Annotated in this window: 20 protein-coding genes; 15 read left to right on the forward strand and 5 right to left on the reverse strand. The window is 56.8% G+C overall.

All coding sequences use genetic code 11. From position 1 onward, the window contains the following. Positions 1 to 7 precede the first annotated feature (7 nt). Both DT594_RS03060 and DT594_RS03065 read right to left on the reverse strand, forming a co-directional pair. Complete coding sequence (locus DT594_RS03060) at positions 8 to 787, reverse strand: SDR family NAD(P)-dependent oxidoreductase (protein WP_149331316.1); 780 nt, start codon at positions 785 to 787, stop codon at positions 8 to 10. Further along, on the reverse strand, positions 747 to 1310 hold the full coding sequence (locus DT594_RS03065) for a winged helix-turn-helix transcriptional regulator (RefSeq protein ID WP_149331317.1): 564 nt from the start codon (positions 1308 to 1310) through the stop codon (positions 747 to 749). The genes DT594_RS03060 and DT594_RS03065 overlap by 41 nt, the downstream gene beginning before the upstream one ends. Positions 1311 to 1615: 305 nt before the next feature. Between DT594_RS03065 and DT594_RS03070 the strand changes: the two genes are divergently transcribed. The 9 genes from DT594_RS03070 (at position 1616) to DT594_RS03110 (ending at position 13903) form a co-directional block, all read left to right on the forward strand. Then, complete coding sequence (locus DT594_RS03070) at positions 1616 to 4252, forward strand: mechanosensitive ion channel domain-containing protein (RefSeq protein WP_149331318.1); 2637 nt, start codon at positions 1616 to 1618, stop codon at positions 4250 to 4252. 239 nt (positions 4253 to 4491) lie between these two features. Then, a complete protein-coding gene (locus tag DT594_RS03075; protein ID WP_149331319.1) occupies positions 4492 to 5868 on the forward strand; it encodes an NAD-dependent succinate-semialdehyde dehydrogenase in 1377 nt (458 codons plus the stop codon). Continuing rightward, positions 5865 to 6362 (forward strand): CIA30 family protein, encoded by a 498-nt coding sequence (locus DT594_RS03080; protein WP_149331320.1) that lies wholly within the window; start codon positions 5865 to 5867, stop codon positions 6360 to 6362. The genes DT594_RS03075 and DT594_RS03080 overlap by 4 nt, the downstream gene beginning before the upstream one ends. Positions 6363 to 6490: 128 nt before the next feature. Beyond that, positions 6491 to 7654, forward strand: coding sequence for a hypothetical protein (locus tag DT594_RS03085; protein ID WP_149331321.1), 1164 nt, complete (start codon positions 6491 to 6493; stop codon positions 7652 to 7654). Positions 7655 to 8002: 348 nt separating this feature from the next. Further along, on the forward strand, positions 8003 to 8932 hold the full coding sequence (locus tag DT594_RS03090) for an alpha/beta fold hydrolase (protein WP_149331322.1): 930 nt from the start codon (positions 8003 to 8005) through the stop codon (positions 8930 to 8932). Between the two features lie 272 nt (positions 8933 to 9204). Beyond that, the gene (locus DT594_RS03095; RefSeq protein WP_149331323.1) at positions 9205 to 9858 is read left to right on the forward strand and encodes a hydrolase; all 654 of its coding nucleotides are present in this window, start codon (positions 9205 to 9207) and stop codon (positions 9856 to 9858) included. 148 nt (positions 9859 to 10006) lie between these two features. Beyond that, positions 10007 to 10720: a nuclear transport factor 2 family protein gene (locus tag DT594_RS18990; protein ID WP_218574465.1), complete on the forward strand. Its 714-nt coding sequence runs from the start codon at positions 10007 to 10009 to the stop codon at positions 10718 to 10720. Between the two features lie 48 nt (positions 10721 to 10768). Further along, positions 10769 to 12415 (forward strand): acetolactate synthase large subunit, encoded by a 1647-nt coding sequence (locus DT594_RS03105; RefSeq protein WP_149331324.1) that lies wholly within the window; start codon positions 10769 to 10771, stop codon positions 12413 to 12415. A gap of 54 nt (positions 12416 to 12469) precedes the next feature. Next, on the forward strand, positions 12470 to 13903 hold the full coding sequence (locus tag DT594_RS03110) for an aldehyde dehydrogenase family protein (protein WP_149331325.1): 1434 nt from the start codon (positions 12470 to 12472) through the stop codon (positions 13901 to 13903). A 21-nt stretch (positions 13904 to 13924) separates the two neighbouring features. Here the strand turns inward: DT594_RS03110 and DT594_RS03115 are convergent, their stop codons facing one another. Beyond that, positions 13925 to 14854, reverse strand: coding sequence for a LysR family transcriptional regulator (locus DT594_RS03115; protein ID WP_149331326.1), 930 nt, complete (start codon positions 14852 to 14854; stop codon positions 13925 to 13927). Between the two features lie 242 nt (positions 14855 to 15096). Between DT594_RS03115 and DT594_RS03120 the strand changes: the two genes are divergently transcribed. The 3 genes from DT594_RS03120 (at position 15097) to DT594_RS03130 (ending at position 17240) form a co-directional block, all read left to right on the forward strand. Continuing rightward, positions 15097 to 15717 (forward strand): FMN-dependent NADH-azoreductase, encoded by a 621-nt coding sequence (locus DT594_RS03120; RefSeq protein WP_149331327.1) that lies wholly within the window; start codon positions 15097 to 15099, stop codon positions 15715 to 15717. 173 nt (positions 15718 to 15890) lie between these two features. Continuing rightward, positions 15891 to 16712: an alpha/beta fold hydrolase gene (locus DT594_RS03125; protein WP_149331328.1), complete on the forward strand. Its 822-nt coding sequence runs from the start codon at positions 15891 to 15893 to the stop codon at positions 16710 to 16712. 120 nt (positions 16713 to 16832) lie between these two features. Then, complete coding sequence (locus tag DT594_RS03130) at positions 16833 to 17240, forward strand: OsmC family protein (protein ID WP_149331329.1); 408 nt, start codon at positions 16833 to 16835, stop codon at positions 17238 to 17240. A gap of 62 nt (positions 17241 to 17302) precedes the next feature. On the opposite strand, the gene DT594_RS03135 is transcribed toward DT594_RS03130, so the two are convergent. Next, positions 17303 to 18196 (reverse strand): LysR family transcriptional regulator, encoded by an 894-nt coding sequence (locus DT594_RS03135; RefSeq protein WP_149331330.1) that lies wholly within the window; start codon positions 18194 to 18196, stop codon positions 17303 to 17305. 152 nt (positions 18197 to 18348) lie between these two features. Beyond that, entirely contained in the window at positions 18349 to 18903 is a 555-nt protein-coding gene (locus DT594_RS03140) for a helix-turn-helix domain-containing protein (protein WP_246164540.1), read from the reverse strand. Between the two features lie 382 nt (positions 18904 to 19285). Between DT594_RS03140 and DT594_RS03145 the strand changes: the two genes are divergently transcribed. From DT594_RS03145 to DT594_RS03155, 3 genes are all read left to right on the forward strand, one after another. Beyond that, positions 19286 to 20185 carry a pirin family protein gene (locus tag DT594_RS03145; protein WP_149331331.1) on the forward strand — a complete coding sequence of 300 codons (900 nt, stop codon included), beginning with the start codon at positions 19286 to 19288 and terminating at the stop codon, positions 20183 to 20185. Then, entirely contained in the window at positions 20185 to 21972 is a 1788-nt protein-coding gene (locus DT594_RS03150; RefSeq protein ID WP_149331332.1) for a monovalent cation:proton antiporter-2 (CPA2) family protein, read from the forward strand. The genes DT594_RS03145 and DT594_RS03150 overlap by 1 nt, the downstream gene beginning before the upstream one ends. A 199-nt stretch (positions 21973 to 22171) precedes the next feature. Further along, positions 22172 to 22858: a hydrolase gene (locus DT594_RS03155; protein WP_149331333.1), complete on the forward strand. Its 687-nt coding sequence runs from the start codon at positions 22172 to 22174 to the stop codon at positions 22856 to 22858. Positions 22859 to 22872: the final 14 nt, after the last annotated feature.

Here is a 22872-nt window from a genome sequence, read left to right on the forward strand (position 1 = left end):
GCGCTTTCTACCATTTCTCATTCCACGGCCTTAACGCCACCTCGAATGCCCAGGTAGATCGGTGTTGCTGGTGCAGTTGCAGATAGACCTGGGCGATCTGATCCGGATCGGCCATGTTGTCATCCTTCGTTACCCCGGCGGCCCAATGTTTGCGGCTGCCGTCGGCTTGCGGTACACCAACTGCCGCATCAATGATGACTTGCGCCACATGAATGCCCTCAGGCATCAGCTCACGGGCCATGCTTTGTGCCAAGCCGGTCTTTGCCTGACAGGCCATGGCAAAGGCTGCGCTCTTGGCAAAGCCCTTCAGTGTTGCACTGGCGTTGGTGAATATGACCGTACCGCGGTGGCCGGACTCGGGTAAGTCCCGGCCGCGCATCGAGCGCGCTGCCTGTTGGGCCACATTGAAGGCGCTGAGCGCCGAGTTCACCAGGGTATCCAGCACCAGATCCGCGTCGGCCTCGGCCACGCCCTTGCGAAAAATACCGGCGGAGCGGCCGTCGATATTGTGAATCACCAGGGTAGGGGCGCCGAGATCTGCTGTGACCGCAGCAAACAGCTGCTCTACCTCTGCGGCGTTACCGGCGTCGCAGCTATAGCAATGGATAGCCGCATGCTTTGCCAGCTCCAACATCACCGGCTTGGTCGCGGTTCTCGCGGCGATGGCGACCTGAAAGCCATTCGCAGCTAGCAGGCGTGCGCAGCTGGCGCTGATACCGGGCCCAGCGCCGACGATAAGTGCGATTTCAGTCTGAGCTGACGGGCTTACTTCTGGATGATCTAGCATGTGCTATCTCCTTAATGGTTGCAGTGTCGGCCTCGACCTTCGAGGGAGCCAACATGGCGTGAATCTTGGCATCGGCGCCGGGTCCGGGACGCAGCCAGATCCTGTCGCGCGGGACGACTTGGCCGGTCTTCGGATCGACCAGAGCCAGGCGTAATTCGTTTTCGGTCTCACGATCAACCACTTCGATGGTCGGTGCGCCATAGCCCGAAGCATCCCAGCGATCGCCCCATTCGCGCAGGGCAGTGGTGACCTTCCAGAGATCGCGGCCTTTGTCAGTCAGGTGGTATTCATCACGTGGCGGGCGCTCGTTGTAGCGCGTGCGCTTGACCACTCCGTGTTCCTCCAGCGATTGCAGGCGCTTGGAGAGCGTGGTTGTGGGGATGCCACAGCTCTTTCTGAAGTCGTCATAGCGCGATAGTCCCAGGCCAAGATCACGCAGCAGCAGCAGGGTCCAGCGGTCACCGATGATTTCCAGTGCGCCCGCTACCGAGCAGCGCATGCCCGCAAAGGATTTGGCTTTCATTTCAGATCCTCGCAGTTACTCTTATTATGAGAGTTACAAGTTCTTTTGCGTCTGTCAAGCCGATGAGCGCTGCCGTCCGTGATAGGCGACCGGTGGACGATCGGCCCCGCTTTAGCCTAGAGCAACGACTGTTGAACCAAGGTCAGAGCCAACCCCGGTTGGCTTTCTGGTTGTTGTTTTTCCGCTACACTGCGGGGGTTTTATTTAAACAGGCCCTGCTTTCCATGACTGTAAGACGGTTTCCCTCCACTTGCTGGCTCCTTTTCACCAGTCTCATTCTGAGCTGTCTATTAGCGTCGCCCGCCATGGCGTCGGTTACCGATTTGTTGAATGCGGCCACCAGCGATGGACAGGAGGTGAGTGCCAGCGAAGAATCCGATGACCAGAAGGAATCCGAAGAGTCTACAGAGGAACCTCCGCCTGAGCCGTCCGCCAATCCGGTCCAGCCAATATTGGAGGCGGAGCCAGATCAGTTTTTGGAGAGTGATTTTTCGACGTCAGAGTCAGGTGATGCTCCCCAGCAAATTCAGATTTTGCGCGAGTCATTGAATAACCGTCAGGCTGCATTGGACGGCAGCCGCCGGCGGCTGGCTCATGCCCAGACTTTGCTGGAACGACTGGATAACGAGTACCGCAGTTTCGAGTTGCGGCTTGAGAAGGCTGGGTTGAACCTGACCGTGGACTATGCCCGTCTACTGCGCCAACGACTGGATCGGCTCAATAGCCAGACCATTGCTGTAGAGCTGACCGATGGCATCAGCGCCCGATTGTCAGCCGCCCGTGAAGAGCAGCTGCGTCTAGAGGAGTATGAGGCGATCAGCGATAACGATGCCCAAGAGGACTCTTCACAGGTACGCCAGGAGCTGATTACTCAGCTTCACGGTGTTGTCACAGAACACATCGATGTTCTCAACGAGTATTACAACACCGTGACCGAGCTACGGACACGTTTCGATGCCTACCAGCAGCTGCTTCAACAGCGCCTATTCTGGCTACCAAGCTCCGACCGGGTGGGTCCTGACACCGTCATTGATTTGTATCAGGGCAGCATTTGGTTTGTATCGAATTTTCATCTGGATGCCCTGACCGACGCCGTGCGTCATTCCTTTGCCGAAAGAACCATTCGTATACTGGTGGTACTGGCCGCGCTGATATTCCTGTTGGCGCGGCGCCGAGTCTTGCGGCAGAAGTTGGTGGATTGCGGGCAAGACGTAGGCAACGTGGGCCGTGATCGCATGGCCGCCACTTTCACCGCAGGGGGTGTGAGTTTTATCCTCGCATTACCTGGGGTCCTGGTACTCTTGCTCGCAGCACTGCTGCTCAGGGAAGGCAACAGTTTCTTCGCTGCCTTATCCTCCGGTTTCAGCTCGGCCGCCTTTGTCACATTGCTCCTGGAGTCGCTGCGCTCGGTAGCCCGTAGGGACGGGTTAGGTGAGCGTCACTTCAAATGGAATGGTCCGTCGCTGGCGGCTATTCGGCGTCAAATTCCGATACTGTTAGCGGTGCTTACTCCGGTAGTGATCGTCCTGCCAACAATGGACGCGCAGGAGGGAGCCGCTTTCGATGACAGTCTTGGGCGATTACTGTTCATAACCACTTCGGTGGCAATGGCCTGGTTCGCTTGGCGGGTGACGAGGGCTGTACTGCACGCTGCGCTCGACCGCAAATTCCTGAAAAGCGCGCAAGTGCTCGCCGTCGCTACGCCCTTGGCGCTCGCCGTAGCAGCCCTTGGGGGCTATTACTATACGGCGGTCCAGTTGCAAGGGCTGATGTTCATCAGCATCTGCTGGGTAGCCTTCGTAATTTTGCTGTACTACCTGTGTCTTCGCGGCTTGGCCGTGCGCGAGCGACGCATGACCCTCAAACGGCTGCGGGAACAACGCATTGCCGAACGCAAGATGGCTGAAGCCCGCGAAGCTGCGGAGAATTCCGGCGAGGGCGTCCCCGTTGCTTTCGATATGCCCGAAATGGACCTGGAAGACATCAGTCAGCAAAGTAAATCACTGATACGCATACTGGCGGTGACCCTTGCGCTTTATGTGCTGTGGGGCTTCTGGGCCGACGTCATTCCCGCTCTACAGATATTCGATAACATCACCCTGTGGAGCATCGGTGGCGAAGCGGAGGGCGAGACTTCAGTGGCCATCACCCTGGGTGATCTGATGTTGGCATTACTGGCCGGCGTTGGCACTCTGCTGGCCGTTCGCAACCTGCCGGGTACTCTGGAGGTGATGGTGTTGAGTCGAGTCAATCTGGAGCCTGGCTCTGGGTACGCGATCACGACACTGGTTACCTACATCATTGTGTTCATTGGTGTGATCACGGCACTGGCCGTCATCGGCGTGCAGTGGTCCGAGCTGCAGTGGCTGATCGCTGCCCTGGGGGTGGGGTTGGGGTTCGGGTTGCAGGAGATTGTTGCCAACTTTGTTTCCGGCATCATCCTGCTGTTCGAACGCCCCATTCGCGTGGGCGACACGGTGACTATCGGCGGAACAACTGGCACTGTGTCCCGTATCCGCATTCGGGCTACCACTCTGGTGGACTGGGATCGCAAGGAGCAGATTATTCCCAACAAGACCTTTGTGACCCAGGATCTGACCAACTGGACTCTCACCGATCCAATTACCCGCGTGATCATTCAGGTGATGGCGGCGTACGGCTCGGATGTGGACAAGGTTCGGGATCTGCTGCAGGAAGTCGCGGAAAATAACGAAAGGGTTCTGAACGACCCGGCCCCGGCAGTCTTTTGCGTGGGCCTGGGCGAGCGCGGAATCAATTTCGAAGTACGGGTATTTGTGCAAGACCTTCTGGACTTCATGCCCCTCTCACATGAGCTGCATTCGGCCGTCACCCGCGCGTTCAAAGAAGCCGAGATGGAAATTCCCTTTCCTCAGCAGGATATTCATATTCGCAGTGTGCCCATGCCCAAGAGCGCGTCCTGAAGCAAGAGCGGCCGCAGTCCTTCAACGCGGATCAGCCAGCCAGACTGCCGTTGCCAGCTAGATCCTCCACCACCACGGACATTTCCTGACTCAATGGGCCAGGAACTACTGAAAAAGCCTGCTGGTCCATTGGGGCAGACAGCCTAGGGTGTCTTCGCGGCCAAGCAGATGAATGCTGACGTGTGCATCATGCCGACGACACCCGCTGTACCAACCTATTCGATCCCGTAGGAGCGACCATGTCGACCATCACTACTGTTAACCCCGCAACTGAAGAACAACTCCACACCTACGATGTCATGTCTGAACAGGAAGCCACTGAGCGTTTGGAAGCCTGTCATGCTGCTTTTCTGGAATGGCGCCAACTGACTCCGCAGGACCGGGCGCCATACTTGACGAAAATTGCGCAAAAGCTGCGTGACAATGCTGATGAACTGGCTGCATTAATGACCAGTGAAACCGGCAAGCTGCTGAAGGACGGCCGCGTTGAAGTCGAACTCTGTGCGGCTCTGTTCGAATACGCCGCCAAGAACGGCCCCGAGTTGCTGGCCGATGAAGAGCGTGAGCAGGGGCTTAGCGGCAAGCGTGGCATCGTCAGCTATCAGCCCATCGGTGTGATCTATTCGATTCAGCCCTGGAACTTTCCTTGCTACCAGGTGGTTCGAGTGCTGGCCGCAAACCTGATGGCGGGCAATGGCTGTGTACTCAAGCATGCCAGCATCTGCACCGGATCAGGCCTGCGCCTGCGCGAATTATGTATTGAAGCTGGCCTGCCCGAAAATCTGTTTCAGGTCGTCGTGATCGGCCACGACACCAGCGACAAGTTGATCGCCCACCCCAAGGTCCGCGGCGTTACGATGACCGGCAGCGACGGAGCAGGTCGACACATTGGCGCGACGGCAGCCAAAGCGCTAAAGAAAACGGTACTTGAACTGGGATCCAACGACGCCTACCTGGTACTTGACGATGCCGACATTGAAACGGCGGTGAAATATTCAGTGATGGGCCGGCTATACAACAATGGCGAGACCTGTGTGTCTGCCAAGCGGTTCATCGTCACGGAAAAGGTCTATGACGCCTTTGTTGAAGCCTTCGTGGCTCAGATGAAAGCCATTACCATGGGTGACCCCACGAGCAAGGACACACAACTGGGTCCGCTTTCCAGCCAGGACCAATTCGATACGGTCAAAGAGCAGGTCGAGAGTAGTGTCGCAAAGGGTGCGAAAGTCCTCTGCGGTGGTGAGGTGCCCGACCGCAAGGGTGCTTATTATCCTGCAACCGTGTTGACGGAGGTCACTCCCGGAATGCCGGCCTATGACGATGAAATCTTCGGGCCTGTTGCGGCAGTCATCCGCGCCAAAGATGATGAAGATGCCATGCGACTGGCGAACGATAGTCGCTACGGCCTGGGTGGCGGGATTTTCTGCAAGGATGAGGAGCGCGCCATCAAGCTGGCCCGTGATCACTTCGATACGGGCATGATTCGTATCAACTCATTCGGCGCTGCGGATCCGAATATGCCCTTTGGCGGGGTCAAGGATTCCGGATACGGACGCGAACACGGCGGCTTCGGCATGAAAGAATTCGTCAACGTAAAGGCGATTTTCCTGCCATGAGCACCCGGGTAGCCGATATTTACCAAGCACGTCAGGGCGAGCGATCGCCCTGGACTGCTATCACCGATCAGGTGATGGGCGGGGTCTCGACGGCGGAGCTGCAGCAGTGCGAACGCCATGGCTCGGCTTGTACTTGTCTGTCTGGCCGCACAAGTCTTGAGAATAACGGCGGCTTTATTCAGATGAAGCTGGAGATCGAGCCGAGTTGGTCCTGCGGCGAGTACGCGGGCTTCTTTATCGAGCTATGCGGCCCGGCACATGACTACAATCTGAACGTCAAGACCACGCAGTTGGACAAGCCCTGGCAATCCTTTCGCTGCACTTTGACGGTGGAGCCGCAATGGAAGCGGTTTGTTGTGCCCTATAGCGAACTGCAAGCCCATCGCACAGACAAGGATCTGGATCCTGCAACAATCCGCAGCGTAGCGGTAATCGCTATTGGCGAGGCGTTCGATGTGGATGTCTGTGTTCGGCGGTTTGGTTTTTACCGCTAAGTCTACACACCCTCCTTTTAGGGGGTGTAGTTCTCCCCAGTAAGAGTCTGTCTCGATCTAGGCAATAGAGTGACAATGCCTGTCTCACGCTTGCGCAGCTAACTTAAGTGAGCACTCGGAGCTGTCACATGACGAAACTGGGCCTTTTCCTGTTTATCGGATTTGCCGGCATGCTGGGGGGCTGCTCCACAGGGTCGTCACAGTTCTCAAGTAGCCGGATGGACTACAACCAGGCTTTGCAGGAGACCGAGCAGAAAGAGTTGCTGCTGAATATTGTTCGCCTTCGATACAACGAACCACCTGCCTTCCTTCAAGTCACCGGGATTTCATCACAGTTCGAATTTACATCTGAACTGCTGATTGGCGGGGAGACCGACGGGGATGGACGCCTTGAGGTATTCAGTCCGGAAGCAGCCATCAGCTTTTCTTCCAGCCCCACGGTGACTTTTTCGCCGCAGCAAGAGAAGGAGTTTACCCGGCAGATCATGGCGCCAGTCGGTCCGGAAACGCTCTATCGATTAATTGAATATGGCTGGGGACTGGAACGTGTGTTTGGGCTGATGGTTCGTAGAATCAACGACGTTGGCACGCCGGTCGGATTGGAGCGCGAGGCACTTGAGGTGCCTACCGAGCAGTTGGACGTTTTCAGGAAACTTGGGTTGTGGCAGCGCACGCACCAACTGGAACTCGCGCTGGTTTCGCGCTCTGTCGGTGTCCTGGACGGCTACTTCATCCACGAGTTGGGCCTTGATGATCTCACAGCGCTGCGAGAGAAAGGCTACGGGCTAATTCGTGAAGAGGACGGCTACACGCTGACTGAGGAAAAAGAAAGTCTGGAGCTCATTGTCAGTGCGCCCCTTGCCGGTTCAGCGGATTGGTTGTCTCTGGCAGATAGGCTGAATCTTGATGGGCAAGCGGGAACCTATAGGATCGATCCTATGCGCAACAGCCAGCAGAACAGTTTTCAGCTGACTGTGGCTTTGCGATCTCCGCTTGAAATGATGGCTTTCCTTTCAAGAGGCGTGTCGATTCCTGCTTCCCATCACACTGATAGAGTTGCTCCCGACTGGCCGATCCCCGACGGACTCGAGTTCTTTCACGTACACGCCAGCCAGCAAAAGCCAAGTGACGTCTACCTCGCAGTTGAACATTTGGGAACCTGGTTTTATATCCCCAAGGATGATCTTGAATCACGTCGAACGCTTGGCCTGATGTCTTCACTGATCCGGCAAGAGGTGCAAGCCGGTGGGGCGGAGAATCTGCCGGTTCTGACGCTTCCGGTAGGTCGTTGAACGCAGTTTTCGCGCCGTAACATGTCTGCTGAACCGGTGACGCATCATACCTAGCACCCGTGCCCTATAGTATTTGAGACTGGTCGCTTATCAACTGTCATTCTGACATGGGTGATCCTGCCTCGCGTTGATCAATAACCCGTCTTATCCAAAAGCGACATGCCTGTTCTATCGACGCGTTTGTGAATTATCTACGTTGTTATCTCCGGAGCCGACGGTTCCTAAATGGGAGAGCATCATGATCACGATTGCTCAAACTAGATCATCCGGCGCAGTCATTGTCCTCGCCGTTAGCGTTTGGGTTGCGTCTATTTTTATGGTCTCTCCCGCTGCAGAAAGGAGTGCGACATGAGAACCCCCAACCGTACCATTGCCGCGGCTTTGTTAGCAGTACTGCTGCCAATTACTTCACAACTTGCTGCAGCACCCAGTAGCGAGCGCACAGAAAGCACTATTACCACCCAAGACGGCGTCGAGATCTACTTCAAGGACTGGGGCCCGAAAGACGGCGAAGTTGTTGTCTTCAGCCACGGCTGGCCATTGAACTCGGACAGCTGGGAGTCGCAGATGCAGTTTCTGGCAGACAACGGTTACCGCACCATCGCCCATGATCGCCGCGGTCACGGACGTTCCAGCCAGCCCTGGGAAGGCAACGATATGGACCACTACGCCGATGACCTGGCTGCAGTGGTGAACACGTTGAAACTGCAGGATGTCACTCTGGTGGGATTTTCTACCGGAGGCGGTGAGGTAGCTCGCTACATCGGCCGTCACGGTACAGGCCTGGTCAAGAAGGCAGCGTTGGTGAGCGCCGTGCCACCGCTGATGCTGAAAACCGATGACAATCCTGGCGGACTGCCCATTGAGGTTTTTGATGGGCTGCGCGAGGCATCGCTGGAGAACCGTTCACAGCTTTATCTCGACATCGCTTCCGGTCCGTTCTTTGGCTTCAATCGTGCCGACGCGAAGTCGTCCGAGGGCCTGATTCAGTCTTTCTGGCGGCAGGGCATGCTGGCTGGTGCCAAGAATACTTATGACTCCATCGCTGCATTTTCTGCGACCGACTTCCGCCAAGACCTAGCCAAGTTCGATGTGCCGACGCTGGTCATACATGGAGACGACGACCAGATCGTGCCGATTGACGGTTCCGGGAAAGCTTCTGCAGCCCTGATCGAGAATGCGGAGCTGCTGATATACGAAGGTGCACCCCATGGCTTGGCGGACACTCACAAGGATCGATTGAATCAAGACCTTTTGACCTTCCTGCGCAAAGAGTGAATGCAGGGTACGACAGCGGCCGTTGAAACACGGCCGCTTTCTTGCTGACCGTGATTAGTAGGCCACTGGACCCTGCAAGGCGTCTGAAGGCCGGTCTTGCTCCTTCGATATCAACTCGCCGTTCCCCGTTAGGCGACAGTGTTTGACGGTCTTGGGTACTACCGGGCCTAGGGTAGACGCAGGACACTCCTTTACAGGAGACGTAGCCCCTGGCGGATCTCTTAACCGAAAACCAAACCCACCTACGATGGCAACATATAGAGGATGTACTTATGACTTTTCGTAATGGCCTGGCGTCTCTTCTTCGCCCTGAAGACTCTGTGCTGGTGCTGATTGACCACCAGCCTTACCAGCTCGCGAATCTGAACAGCCACGAACCGACGATGGTAATTAACAATTCGGCGGCCCTGGCCAAGACTGCAAAAGCCTTCAATGTTCCGACCATCCTGACGAGTGTGGTCGCTGCCCAGGGCGGCAACATCTTTCCTCAGATCACGGATGTATTTCCCGGGCAGGAAATCATCGACCGCACTTTCATCAACACTTGGGAAGACAAGCCGACAGTGGACGCGGTCAAGGCAACCGGCCGCAAGCAACTGATCATTGCTGGTCTTTGGACCGAAATCTGTGTCGCTATGCCGGCTATCCAGGCTGCTGGCGAGGGCTGGGACGTTACTGTCATCACGGATGCGTCTGGCGGTACGTCGGTAGAGGCTCACGAAGTCGGCATACAGCGCATGATTGCGGCCGGCGTGAACATGATGACCTGGATGGCATTGGCGTCCGAATGGCAGCGAGACTGGGCGCGGACCGAGCACCTTGACGGAATACTCGAGGTCATGAGGCAGCATGGCGGTGGCAGCAGTATTGCGTATATGTGGGAGCAGCAGTTGCTCAATACGCCGGTGCCTGCCAGCGCGGGTTAATCCAGGCGGGGATGACGAGGCTTCTCCGCGACCCTTCGCGAGACAACGCGTGATTATTCGAGTCTCGTCATCCTTTTGTGACAAGCGATCATGCCATTGGTTGTGACCGCAGCTGGCCCGGTTGGGCTTTAATCTAGAGGGGCATGAAATGTCCATAGATAGTTTCCCTGTTGGCTTGGAAATGCATGTTTCCTATCCAAAGCTTCAGGTCATTCTGACGCTACTGTCTTTGACACACTTGAAATTCGAGATCAAGGAGGGGCCATTTGCCCGAGTCGAGACGGTCGCTATACAGGTCGTGCCACTTGGCAACAACCTCTTCGCAGTAAGCTGGCAGGAGCATGATGGTGCGACGGTGATGAACCTTCAGGACTATGATCGGGGTCTGATTCACTCCTACGCCACCTTACCTGACGGTGAGTTTTTGAGGATGACTGGATCACTCACGGTCAAAGGTCCCGCGGATCTTATTACTGATGAGCGACCGCATCGCAACAAGGCCTTGGTCCTTGAAGCGATGACATCACTTTTCCAACGCCATGATGTCTCTGCGGTAGAGCGCCTCTATGCAGCAGATTACATTCAGCATAATCCAACCATTCCCCAAGGCCGCGAAGCTTTGCAAGCGCTCGTCGCTAGCCTGTCGCCTGACGTCTATTACGAGCCCGGCCGTATGATCGCCGAAGGCGATTACGTCGCCATACATGGACGTATCCGTGGCTGGGCGGAAGCACCCCAGATAGTGGTCGATATTTTCCGGGTTGATGGCGGCAAGCTGGCTGAACACTGGGATGTGTTACAGGAAGAAGTGCTGGCAGCGGAGGCCGCCGGTCAGGTCTCGATGTTCGAGCCCCGCAACTGATTTGCATTTGGCCAGATCGTGCTGGCCTGAGCTTAGGAGAACTTCATCATGACCAAAGCAGCCGACCTGTTCGTCAGGTGCCTGGAAGAAGAGGGGGTAGAGTATATTTTCGGGGTTCCTGGTGAGGAGAATCTCGACATGCTCGACAGCCTTAGCCGCTCGACCAGGATTCAGTTGATCCTTACCCGGCATGAACAGGGCGCAGGCTTTATGGCCGCGACCTATGGACGGCATACCGGTAAGGCCGGTGTGTGCATGGCGACACTAGGGCCGGGCGCGACCAATTTGGTCACCGCTGCCGCCTATGCCCAGCTCGGAGGTATGCCTATCCTCATGGTCACGGGACAAAAGCCAATCAAGAAGTCGAAGCAAGGTCGTTTCCAGATCCTTGATGTGGTCGACATGATGAGGCCGCTGACCAAGTTCACCCACCAGCTCGCCAGCGCCGACAACATCCCCAGCCGGGTGCGCGAGGCCTTCCGGCTCGCTGAAGAGGAGAAACCCGGCGCAACACACATCGAGTTTCCCGAGGACGTCGCCGACGAAAAAACCGAATCGGTGCCGCTGACGCGTAGCCATACGCGGCGGCCCAATGCCGATGTGAAATCGATACGCGCTGCGGTGCATGCACTGGAAAAGGCCAAGTCGCCGGTCCTGGTGATTGGCGCAGGCGCCAACCGCACCATGACCTGCCGAATGTTGCGGCAGTTCATCGAGAAGACCGGCATCCCTTTTCTTACCACTCAGCTTGGCAAGGGCGTGATCGATGAACGTGACCCCAAATTTCTTGGCTGCGCGGCGCTATCGTCGGGCGACTTTGTCCATCGCGCAGTTGAGGCTGCTGACCTGATCATCAATATCGGCCACGATGTGATCGAGAAGCCGCCGTTCTTCATGCGGCCGGGCGGCACCCAGGTGATTCATATCTCGTCCAAGACCGCCGAGGTTGATCCGGTCTATTTCCCGCAGATCGAGGTTGTCGGCGACATCGCCAACGCGATCTGGCAGATCAAGCAGGATATCGTTCCGAATGGAAGCTGGACGTTCGACGCGATGCTGGCGGCGCGCAAAGGCCAGATCGCGCATAGCGCGTCGATCTCGGACGATGCACGCTTCCCCATCTTCCCGCCCTATCTGGTTGAACAGGTCCGCGCGGCGATGCCCGAAGACGGCATCATCTGCCTCGACAACGGCGTGTACAAGATCTGGTTCGCGCGGGACTACACTGCATACCGTCCCAATACCGTGCTGCTCGACAACGCGCTCGCCACCATGGGCGCGGGTCTGCCCTCGGCTATGGCATCGGCGATGGTCTATCCCGATCGCAAGGTGATGGCGATCTGTGGCGATGGCGGTTTCATGATGAACAGCCAGGAGATGGAGACCGCCGTGCGCTTGAAGCTCAATCTTACCGTGCTGATTCTCAACGACAGCAGCTATGGCATGATCCGCTGGAAACAGGCGCAGATGGGCTTCAAGGACTGGGGTCTGACCTATGGCAATCCCGATTTCGTCAAGTACGCGCAAAGCTATGGCGCGTTTGGCCACCGCGTGGAAAGCGCTGAGCATCTCCAGCAACTGCTCGTGCATACCCGCGATACGCCTGGCGTTCATCTGATCGACTGCCCAGTCGACTATTCTGAAAATGATCAGATTCTCAATGTCGACATCAAGAATCTGTCGAAAAAATTGTAAGGGCCATCTCGTTTCCCGACTTAAGCCGGGAAACGAGATGCTCGGGGAGTTCAAATGACTAAGCTCAAGTCTGCCTATCCGTTATATCTCAATAATGCGGCGCAGCAGCCGAACGCCGATCTTGCGGTGACTGACAAGTTTACTGGCGAGGTCGCTTTCCACGTTGCTCAGGCCGATGCTGCGATGATCGACGCAGCGATCGCAGGTGCGGTTGCAGCGGCAGAACCGATGGCGCGAGTGGCAAGCTACCAGCGCCAGGCGGTGCTCACCCATTGCGTCACGCGTTTTACCGAGCGGTTCGATGAGTTCGCTTACGCGCTATGTGTTGAGGCGGGCAAACCTATCAAGGACAGCGAGGGGGAGGTCGGGCGGCTGATCGATACCTTCCGTATCGCCGCTGAGGAATCTGTGCGGACGTCAGGCGAAGTCCAGACGCTCGACATCTCGGCGCGTGCCAAGGGTTATCAGGGCATGTGGAAGCGCGTGCCAATCGGGCCCTGTTCCTTCATCTCGCCGTTCAATTTCCCACTCAACCTGGCTGCGCACAAGATCGCTCCAGCGCTTGCGGTGGGCTGCCCGTTCGTGATGAAACCGGCGAGCCGCACACCCTTGGGGGCGATACTCATAGGCGAAGTGCTGGCTGAGACCGACCTGCCCAGAGGCGCTTTCTCGATCTTGCCCGCCAGCCGTGATGGCGCCGCACTGTTTACCACCGACGACCGCCTCAAGCTGCTGTCGTTTACCGGGTCGCCCGACGTTGGTTGGGACCTCAAGGCGCGCTGCGGCAAGAAGAAAGTGGTCCTTGAGCTCGGTGGCAATGCTGCTGTGATAGTAGATGCGGATGCCAATCTCGACGATGCGCTCGAACGCGTCATTTTTGGTGCCTTCTACCAGTCGGGGCAGAGCTGTATCGGGGTGCAGCGGATTATCATCCATGCCGAGGTCTACGATCGTTTCCGCGACATGCTGGTCGCCAGGACAAAGACGCTGATAGCGGGCGATCCCAAGCAGCGCGATACCTTTATCGGCCCGATGATTCATGTCAAGGAAGCGGAGCGGCTCGAGGCCTGGATCAACGAAGCGCTTGCCGCGGGGGGTAAGCTGCTCTGCGGCGGCAACCGCGATGGTGCGATGCTGGATGCCACCCTGCTCGAGGATGTGCCTGCCGATACCAGAATAGTCACTGAAGAGGCCTTCGGCCCGGTCGCTGTGCTGTCACGCTTCAGTGACTTCAATGTTGCTCTGGCCGACGTCAACGCCTCTAGATTCGGGCTGCAGGCGGGCGTCTTCACTCGCGATCTGTTCAAGATGTTCGATGCCTGGGATCATCTGGACGTCGGTGGTGTGGTGATCAACGATGTGCCCAGCTACCGCGTCGACAACATGCCCTATGGCGGGGTCAAGGATTCGGGCTTGGGCCGCGAAGGCGTGCGTTTCGCGATGGAAGACATGACCGAGATCCGCAACCTGGTCATTCGCCGAGCTTGAGGCGCGCCTCTGGAGGGCATTTCAAGAGGCCTTTTTACTCTCAGCAGCTGGGCGCGATGCACATCCCTCGCCCCATAGATACGCAGACTGTTCAAAGTACTTGATCAAGATCTCGGTAAGGACCTTGATCTTGCGTGTGGAGTGCTGGCCTGGTGGTCGGACAACATAGGCACCGGCCAGAGGGGGAGGGTAGCGCGTCATAATCGGGACAAGCGCGCCGGATGCCATATATTCGTGGGTTATGAAATAAGGCAGCCACGCTATGCCAATCCCCGCTGCAGCGGCGGCGGCGAGGGCAGTGCCGCTGTCTGCCTTGAATCGCCCCTGCGGGTGCACGGTAATGATCCTGTCGCCGTCCATGAATTGCCAGGCTTCGTTACCTTGCATAAGAGCCTCATGGGCCAGAATGTCATCTGGCGTCTCCGGCGCCCCATATTTCCTGATATAGCATGGACTCGCTACGAGGTTCCCAAAAATCGGACCGACGCGCCGTGCTTTTAGCGTGGAATCCTCTAGCAGGCCAAGCCGTATCGCACAATCATAGCCATCGGTGATCAGATCAACTCGGCGATCGCTGTAGCAGGTGTGTATATGAAGTTGAGGGTGTAGTTGGGCCATTTTCGCGAGGATAGGTGCGAAATGAGTTGGTCCGAAAGAGAGTGGAGCCGCGATCCGCAGGCGCCCGCGAAGTGGACCGGTCGGTAGCATCGCTTCTCTGGCTACGTCGGTTTCGACGCATACCTTGGCCGCATAGTCTCTGAATGTAGTGCCGGCTTCGGTAAGAGCCGCTCCGCGGGTGGTTCGCGAAAGAAGCTGAACGCCCAGTTCCGATTCAAGACGGGCGAGGCGTCGACTGACGATCGACTTGGCGATACCGAGCCTTAGGGCGGCAGGTGAAATACCTCCAGCATGGGCAACCTCTACGAAGGTCTGCAATTCTTCAATGTCCATTTTGGCGTTCCCCGAATAGCAACAATGGTTCCTGCAAAATGCTACTACCGGGCTGAAAACCTGAATAGGACAATACTGCTGCAAATAGGCGTCCGCTTTTTGGGCATGCCTTGCGGAATCAATCTTGAACCCAGTGGCAACAGCGGCTGACCTATGACTCGTCATAGCGACCGTGCTCCGGGCTTTCGCCAAGACAATGTGGTGCTCTTTCTGTGTGCCTATCTAGCAAAGGACGTACGACCATGAACCATATTCTTGTTATAAACAGCAGCGCTCTGGGTGAGGCATCGGTTTCGCGACATTTGGTAGGGAGCACAGTGCAGCGCATGCTCGAGCTAAACCCCAACGCTGTAGTGACTTATCGCGACCTCAACGACGCGCCCGTACCGCATCTCACATCCGCCACTGTTGCGGGCATCAGGGCTGTTGCCCAGACGCAAGACGAATTGGCCGCGCAGGCACTTTCAGATGAGCTGATTGCTGAGCTGAAGGCGGCCGACGTCCTTGTGATAGGTGCTCCGATGTATAACTTCAGTATTCCGTCGTCATTGCGCAGCTGGTTCGATTACGTGCTGCGTCCGCGGGTTACCTTTGCATACGGCGCAGGCGGTGTGCAGGGGTTACTTTCTTCAGATATGCGCGTCATCGTGATCGAATCACGCGGCGGGCTCTATTCGGAGGGGCCTACGAAGGCGATGGACTTCCAGGAGCCCTATCTGAGGACGCTGCTGGGCTTCATCGGGATCACTGATGTCACCTTTATTCATGCCGAGAGGATCGGTTCCGGACCGGAAGCGCGCGAGCTAGCAATAGAAACGGCGAAATCGCGGATTGAGGAAGTCGTCACTGTGTCTGGTCGATAAGCATCCCTGGCCTTTGTGTCCCGATTATGCGGTCATGCCATGGGGCGTGATCGCAGCTGGCCCCAACTGGTAAGAAAAAACCGCGATTCATTCTAACGCGACATCCTTGTGCTATAGCCTCTATCCCTTCCGCCGTACTGTTTCTGTGGTTTTTACTCACAGGAGCCATACCCATGACCACTTTCACTACCAGCGATAACGTCACACTCTTCTATAAAGACTGGGGCTCAGGGCAGCCGGTCTTTTTCTCCCACGGTTGGCCGCTGTCATCCGACGCTTGGGATAGCCAGATGTTGTTCTTTGGTCAACAGGGCTACCGCGTCATTGCGCATGATCGTCGAGGGCATGGGCGCTCGGAGCAGACCTGGGATGGCAATAACATGGATCGTTACGCGGACGATCTCGCCGAGCTATTCGAATACCTGGATCTGCACAACATCATCATGATTGGCCATTCTACTGGCGGCGGGGAAGTGGCGCATTATGTCGGCCGCCATGGCTCGGCACGGGTGGCGAAAGCGGTTCTGGTCGGCGCGGTGCCGCCTTTGATGCTGAAAACCGACAGCAACCCTGACGGCACCCCGATGGAGGCATTCGACGGCATTCGGGCGGGTACCGCCGAGAATCGCTCACAATTTTTCCGCGATCTGACTATGCCGTTCTACGGCTTCAATCGGGACGGCGCGAAAGTGAACGAAGGGCTTCAAGAATCGTTCTGGCTGCAAGGTATGCAGGGCGGCATCAAGGCGCACTATGACTGCATCCATGAGTTTTCCGAGGTCGATTACACGGCAGACCTCAAAGCCATTAGCAAACCGGTGCTTTTCATCCACGGGGATGATGACCAGATCGTCCCGCTCGCCGCTTCTGCGGAGTTGGCGGTAGGGCTGGTCAAGGACGGCATCCTGAAGGTTTACCCTGGCGGCTCGCATGGGCTTGCCCAGATTGATGCCGGCCAGTTCAACTCAGATGTGTTGGCTTTTATCCGTAGCTGAAATGCTTGCGACGCCCGACCAGTTGGTCGGACGTCGCTTCTCAGGCAACCATTCCACGTAGCCGCGCATCCAACAGCCAGCTTACCCGCGTGTTACATATCCGAATTTTGGAGTCGATCCATGACCATAAAACTATCCAAAAGTGATGTAGGCACATTTCGCCAACTACTGCATGCCGACCAACACGAAATAACCGCTGATGCACGCCTGGATTCGGCGTCTGATACCGGGCCCAATCCCCATGATCTCTATGACGCAGCGCTTGCTGCATGTAAGGCCATTACCCTGCTCATGTATGCCGAGAAAGCGAATATCCCTTTGGAAGATGTACAAATAACCGTCGACCGGGACAGCAGTGAAGAGCGATCTGGCAAGTACCATTTGCAGGTGGGTCTGGTCCTGATCGGCAAGCTGGACGCTACCCAGAAAGACCGTCTCGAACAGGTTGCTTCCAAGTGCCCTATTCACAAGTTGATGACTAACGCAGAAACCACGATCACGACAAGTTGTGAGGTCCCGGATCGTTGAAGGCTGGCCACGTGGGGTCAATCATCCGCGAGATCTGGTCCGGGTCTCGCGCTGCCTGTTTTCTAGTTTTCCAGGCCCCATAGGTGCGGCGCCTGTTCGAAGTATTCGGTCAGTATTTCGATCAGGATCCTGATTTTGCGTGCGGGATACTGACCTGGCGGGCGGATGACATACACCCCGGCTGGGGGCGGGGGATGACGTGTCATTATCGGTACGAGCGAACCAGAGACTACAGATTCATGGGTAATTGGATCAGGGAGGTACGCGATCCCTAGTCCTGCGATTGCTGCGGCGAGGAGGGCTGTGCCGTTGTCGGCCTTGAAGCGCCCGTGTGGATGAACCGTGATGATCTTGTCGCCGTCCATGAATTGCCAGGCTTCTGTGCCTTGCATGAGAGCTTGATGGCTCAGGATTTCGTCGGGCGTCTCGGGTGCGCCATATGTATTGATATAGCTTGGGCTCGCGACGAGCTTCCCGTAGAGCGGGCAGATGCGCCTCGCGATCAAGTTGGAGTCCTGCAGATAACCAACCCGTATGGCGCAATCATAACCCTCTGTGATCAGGTCGACGAAATGATCGCTATAGCGGGTGTGGATGTGGAGGTCGGGGTGCCGTCGGCCCATTTCCGACAGTGCCGGAGCAAAATGGGTTGGACCGAAAGACAGCGGCACTGCAACTCGCAGGCGCCCTCGAAGTTCGCCGGTCGGTAGAATCGCTTCTTCGGCCAGGTCGATTTCAGCGCAGACTTTGGCGGCATGGTCTCTGAATGTACTGCCGGCTTCCGTGAGTGCGGCGCCGCGAGTGGTTCGAGAAAGAAGCTGAACCCCAAGTTTCGCTTCAAGACGGGCGAGCCGACGACTGACGATCGACTTGGATACGCCAAGGCGGGCGGCAGCGGGCGAAATGCCTCCAGCGTGAGCAACTTCTACAAATGTCTGTAGGTCTTCTATATCCAACGCAGTCTATCCATCTAGCAAGCGACAACGGAGCTTGCCAATGGTACTACCGGATTGAGTAGAGAAACAGAGCTCCGCTTCCTGCAGGTGTATCGCACCTAAAGTCACAATTATTGTAGATCGCTGCGCTCATCAGCTACAGGTTGCCTAGCTCAACAATGATCTACCTCTACACTGTACTGCTGAATAGAGTCGAGCTTTCCTGTGGCGCGTCTACGACTAGGAGTAACACAATGCAGTTTTCGCCACGTCTGCGGGGACAAACCTGTTTCGCGTCTGAATACCCGGCAGAAATGCGACTGGTCACAAAATCCGTGACTCAGTGCTATCTCGCTTAGCGAACTCGACGAGCAGAGCATATATTGTCCTGCGGCCTTCACTCGTCTCGCAGCTACGTACATCAGCGGCGTCATTCCCATCGTCTGTTTGAACAAGCGCGAGAAATGACTGGGGCTCAGACTCAATAGCCAAGCGAGTTCAGTTGTGCGGATGCATTGGTCGAGGTGCTGGTCTATGAAGTCGTCGACACGAGCCACTTGCCAAGGGGCTAAACCGCCGGTGATTTTGCGCTGCGAAGGCTCGCTTTGACTATCAGCGGTGAGCAAGGCGATGGCCTGACTCAGATGCGCTGCGGCACCGTCGGGATCGAGGTGAATGGCTCTTTTCGTCTCCATTAGCAATATCAGCATTTGCCTGGTCTGTTTCAAGCGGTCGGTCCTTCAGAATGGGTACTGTTTTATGGCGAGGCGCAGTTGCCTTCGGGAATCACTATGCCTGTTCGGAGTTTCGTTTCGGTAGTGGTGTCCGAGGCTTAGCTCTGTCGCAAAAAGGGGAACGCAAAAGAGGGATGGTAGGGCTTCAGTTCACCAAATCTGCCTCTACCGCCAACGCGACTACGCGCTCCATTCGGCAGATCACATACCTGTCCCAAACCTGGGGCAGCCATCCAATAGTAAGCGCCGCTTCTTTGCGATAGTGACCACACCCTTCACGGGTTTCATCTTGCGACGCATTTGACCTATCTCGTGGATCAGGCCGCCGACCGCCGTGGAGGAGGACGAACTCCTAGAACCGAACTGGAGAGATGAAATGATTGAAATGATTATTGAGCAAAGGCGCCGCGGACTGGGCGGTGGCTTGGAAGTCGGCCGCGTGTTGCCCTTTGCAAAGCGGCGCATGGTCGGGCCTTTCATCTTTTTTGACCATATGGGGCCGTTCGATATCGCTCCCGGTCTGGATCGCAGCTTCGACGTTCGTCCGCATCCGCATATTGGCCTGTCAACCGTAACCTATCTGTATTCCGGCGAAGTGATGCACCGTGACAGCCTCGGTTACGAGCAGGCAATCCGGCCACGTGAGGTCAACTGGATGACGGCTGGGAGTGGCATTACCCACAGCGAGCGCTTCGAGCACGGGCGGATTCATGGGGATCGCCTGCACGGTATTCAGGCCTGGGTCGCCCTGCCAACAGAGCTGGAAGAAGTTGCCCCGTCTTTCACACATCATGCTGGATCAGACTTGCCGCAGTGGATTGACGCGGGTGTGGTCGGGCAGCTTATAGCCGGCAGCGCCTATGGCCTGACCGCCAGTGCGCAAACCCATTCGCCGCTGTTCTACGCGCATCTCGACATGGCGTCGGGAGCCACTGCTGAAATACCTGACGGCTACAAGGAGCGCGCGCTCTACATAGCAACCGGTGCAGTGGAACTGGATGGTACGCGCTACGAGAGCGGCAGGATGCTGGTGCTCAGCGCGGGCGCATCGCGTGTTCGAGCCTGCGAACACACTACGCTGATGGTTCTGGGTGGCGAGCCGATCGGCGAGCGGTTCTTGCATTGGAACTTTGTATCCTCTTCCAGGGACCGGCTTGCTCAGGCCGCATCAGACTGGAAGGCCGGAAGGATGAAGCTGCCAGATGCCGACGACGCAGAGTTTATCCCCTTGCCAGATGAACCCGCGCTAGCCATACCACGTCACGAGGGGGTTTGATGGCGGACGCTTCGGGCTTCAGCTTGGTACAAGCAGTTATTCTATTGGGAGCTGCTACCGTCGCAGTGCCGCTATTTCGTAGGTTGGGACTAGGCTCTGTGCTTGGCTACCTTGCCGCCGGGCTTGCTGTGGGGCCCTTCGGCCTCGGCTTGATTGACAACCCTGAAACGCTGCTTCATACCGCTGAACTAGGCGTTGTGATGTTTCTGTTCATCATCGGCTTGGAGATGCGCCCGTCCAAGTTATGGGCGTTGCGGCGGCAAATATTCGGGCTCGGTGCGGCGCAAGTGGTCACCTGCGGTATCTTGCTGACGCTGGTAGCGATGGCTGCAGGCGTCTCATTTCCCGTCGCCACGGTTGGGGCAATGGGCTTTGTGCTGTCTTCCACCGCAGTCATCATGCAATTGTTGAAAGAGCAGGGCGACACAGCATCGCCCCAAGGGCAGCGGGCGATCTCGATTCTGTTATTCGAGGACTTGGCGATTGTGCCCTTGCTGGCTCTTGTCGCGTTGTGGGGTACGTTATCCAGCCCAGCAGACCTCAACAGCGAGCCGGTATGGCAAGCCGCAGCCATCGCCGTCACCGGTTTTGCCGCACTGTTGGTGGCGGGCCACTGGCTGCTTGACCCGTTTTTCAAAATTATCGCCCGATCCGGCGCACGCGAAGTTCTCACCGCCGCCGCGCTATTGGTTGTGCTGGGATCGGCCGTATTTATGCATAGCGTCGGCCTGTCGATGGCGATGGGCGCCTTCGTTGCTGGCGTACTCCTTGCTGAGTCGAACTTCCGGCATCAGCTGGAGGCCGATATAGAGCCGTTTCGCGGCATTCTGCTCGGCCTGTTTTTTCTGAGTGTAGGCATGTCGCTGAACCTGCGGATTGTCATTAATGAGTGGCACCTGGTACTGGGCGGTGTCGTCATCTTTATGCTGGTGAAGGCGATTGGTATCTATGCAATCGCACGACTGACCCGCGCCACACATGCCACTGCGATGCACAGAACTGCGCTGTTCGCACAAGGTGGTGAATTTGCCTTTGTTCTTTATGCGGCAGCGCTGGCAGCGGGAATATTCGACGTGCGCGCGTCAGCTATTATGAGCGCCATTGTGATTCTCTCAATGGCGTTAACACCCATCGTGCTGATAGCTCAGGCACAAATGCGCCGGCGTGCGCCCACTGCCGTCGACCTTGACGGCATTGATGCCGCGGAGGACCTGCGCGGAAGGGTGCTCTTTATTGGCTTTGGCAGGTTCGCGCAGGTGGCCAGTCAGGGGTTGCTAGCGCGTTCTGTTGAGCTGTCGGTCATTGAGAACAACGTTGAGATGATTCACGCGGCGGCTAATTTCGGATTCAAGATCCATTACGGCGACGGTACCCGTCTTGATGTGTTGCGCGCATCGGGCGCAGAAATGGCCGAGGTTATCCTGGTGTGCGTCGACGACCCGGCAGTGGCAGACCACATTGTCGAGCTATGCCAGGCGGAGTTTCCCATGACCAAACTGTATGTCCGCTCGTTTGACCGTGGCCATTCGCTGCGGCTGATCAATGCGGGAGTCGAGTTCCAGATCCGTGAAACCTTTGAATCCGCATTGGTGTTTGGCCAGGCAGTACTGACGGAGCTCGGCTTTGACGAAGAGCAGGCAAGGGACGCTATCGACGAGGTGCGCGAGCGCGACAAAGAGCGGGTAGAGCTGGAGCTGATCGGCGGTCTGGAGGGCGGACGCAAGATGTTTCGCGGCAACACCGAAGCGCCGGAACCCGCTCCTTTGTTCAAGACGCGGACTTCATAGGGCTGCGTTGACATCCTGCCAGACTTCTTTCGTCCTGGGGGCTTCTCGGTCACCGCTTCTGCAATGCCCGAGTGCTGTTTTAGGACGCTGACCACACGAATATCCCAAGCAAGGATTGTCGTCCAATAATCAGTGCGGGGGGCCTGCGATAGTCAATGGGCGTTTCACGAACCCATCGCATATGTCAAAGGTGAGCACAATGCAGAACCCCAAGCTTGAAGTCTTAACCCCCAGCAACTCTCAGCTGATTTTTATCGACCAACAGCCACAAATGGCTTTCGGTGTGCAGTCTATTGACCGACAAACGCTGAAGAACAATGTAGTTGGCTTGGCCAAAGCAGCGAAAGTGTTTGGTATCCCGACGGTCATTACTACTGTCGAAACCGAAAGTTTCTCTGGGCACACCTATCCCGAACTGCTGGAAGTGTTTCCTGACGCACCCATCCTCGAGCGCACCTCAATGAACTCCTGGGATGATCAGAAAGTGCGCGATGCGCTTAAGAAAAATGGGCGTAACAAAGTGATTGTGTCGGGCCTGTGGACGGAAGTCTGCAACACCACGTTCGCACTGTCGGCGATGCACGATGCCGGTTACGAGATCTATATGGTCGCTGATGCTTCCGGCGGCACCAGCCAGGCGGCCCACGACTACTCAATGCAGCGCATGATCCAGGCCGGAGTGGTGCCGGTGACCTGGCAACAGGTGTTGCTGGAATGGCAGCGTGACTGGAAAAACCGCGACACCTACGACGCCGTCATGGCGGTGGCGAAAGAGCACTCCGGTGCCTACGGCATGGGCGTTGATTATGCCTACACCATGGTGCACAAGGCGGAAGAGCGGGTGAAGCACGGCCCCACGCTGGCACCGGTTCACGCTGAGATTTAGGTCGTTACGGGGCG

This window comes from Halopseudomonas laoshanensis (genome assembly GCF_008365385.1).
Lineage (GTDB): Bacteria > Pseudomonadota > Gammaproteobacteria > Pseudomonadales > Pseudomonadaceae > Halopseudomonas > Halopseudomonas laoshanensis.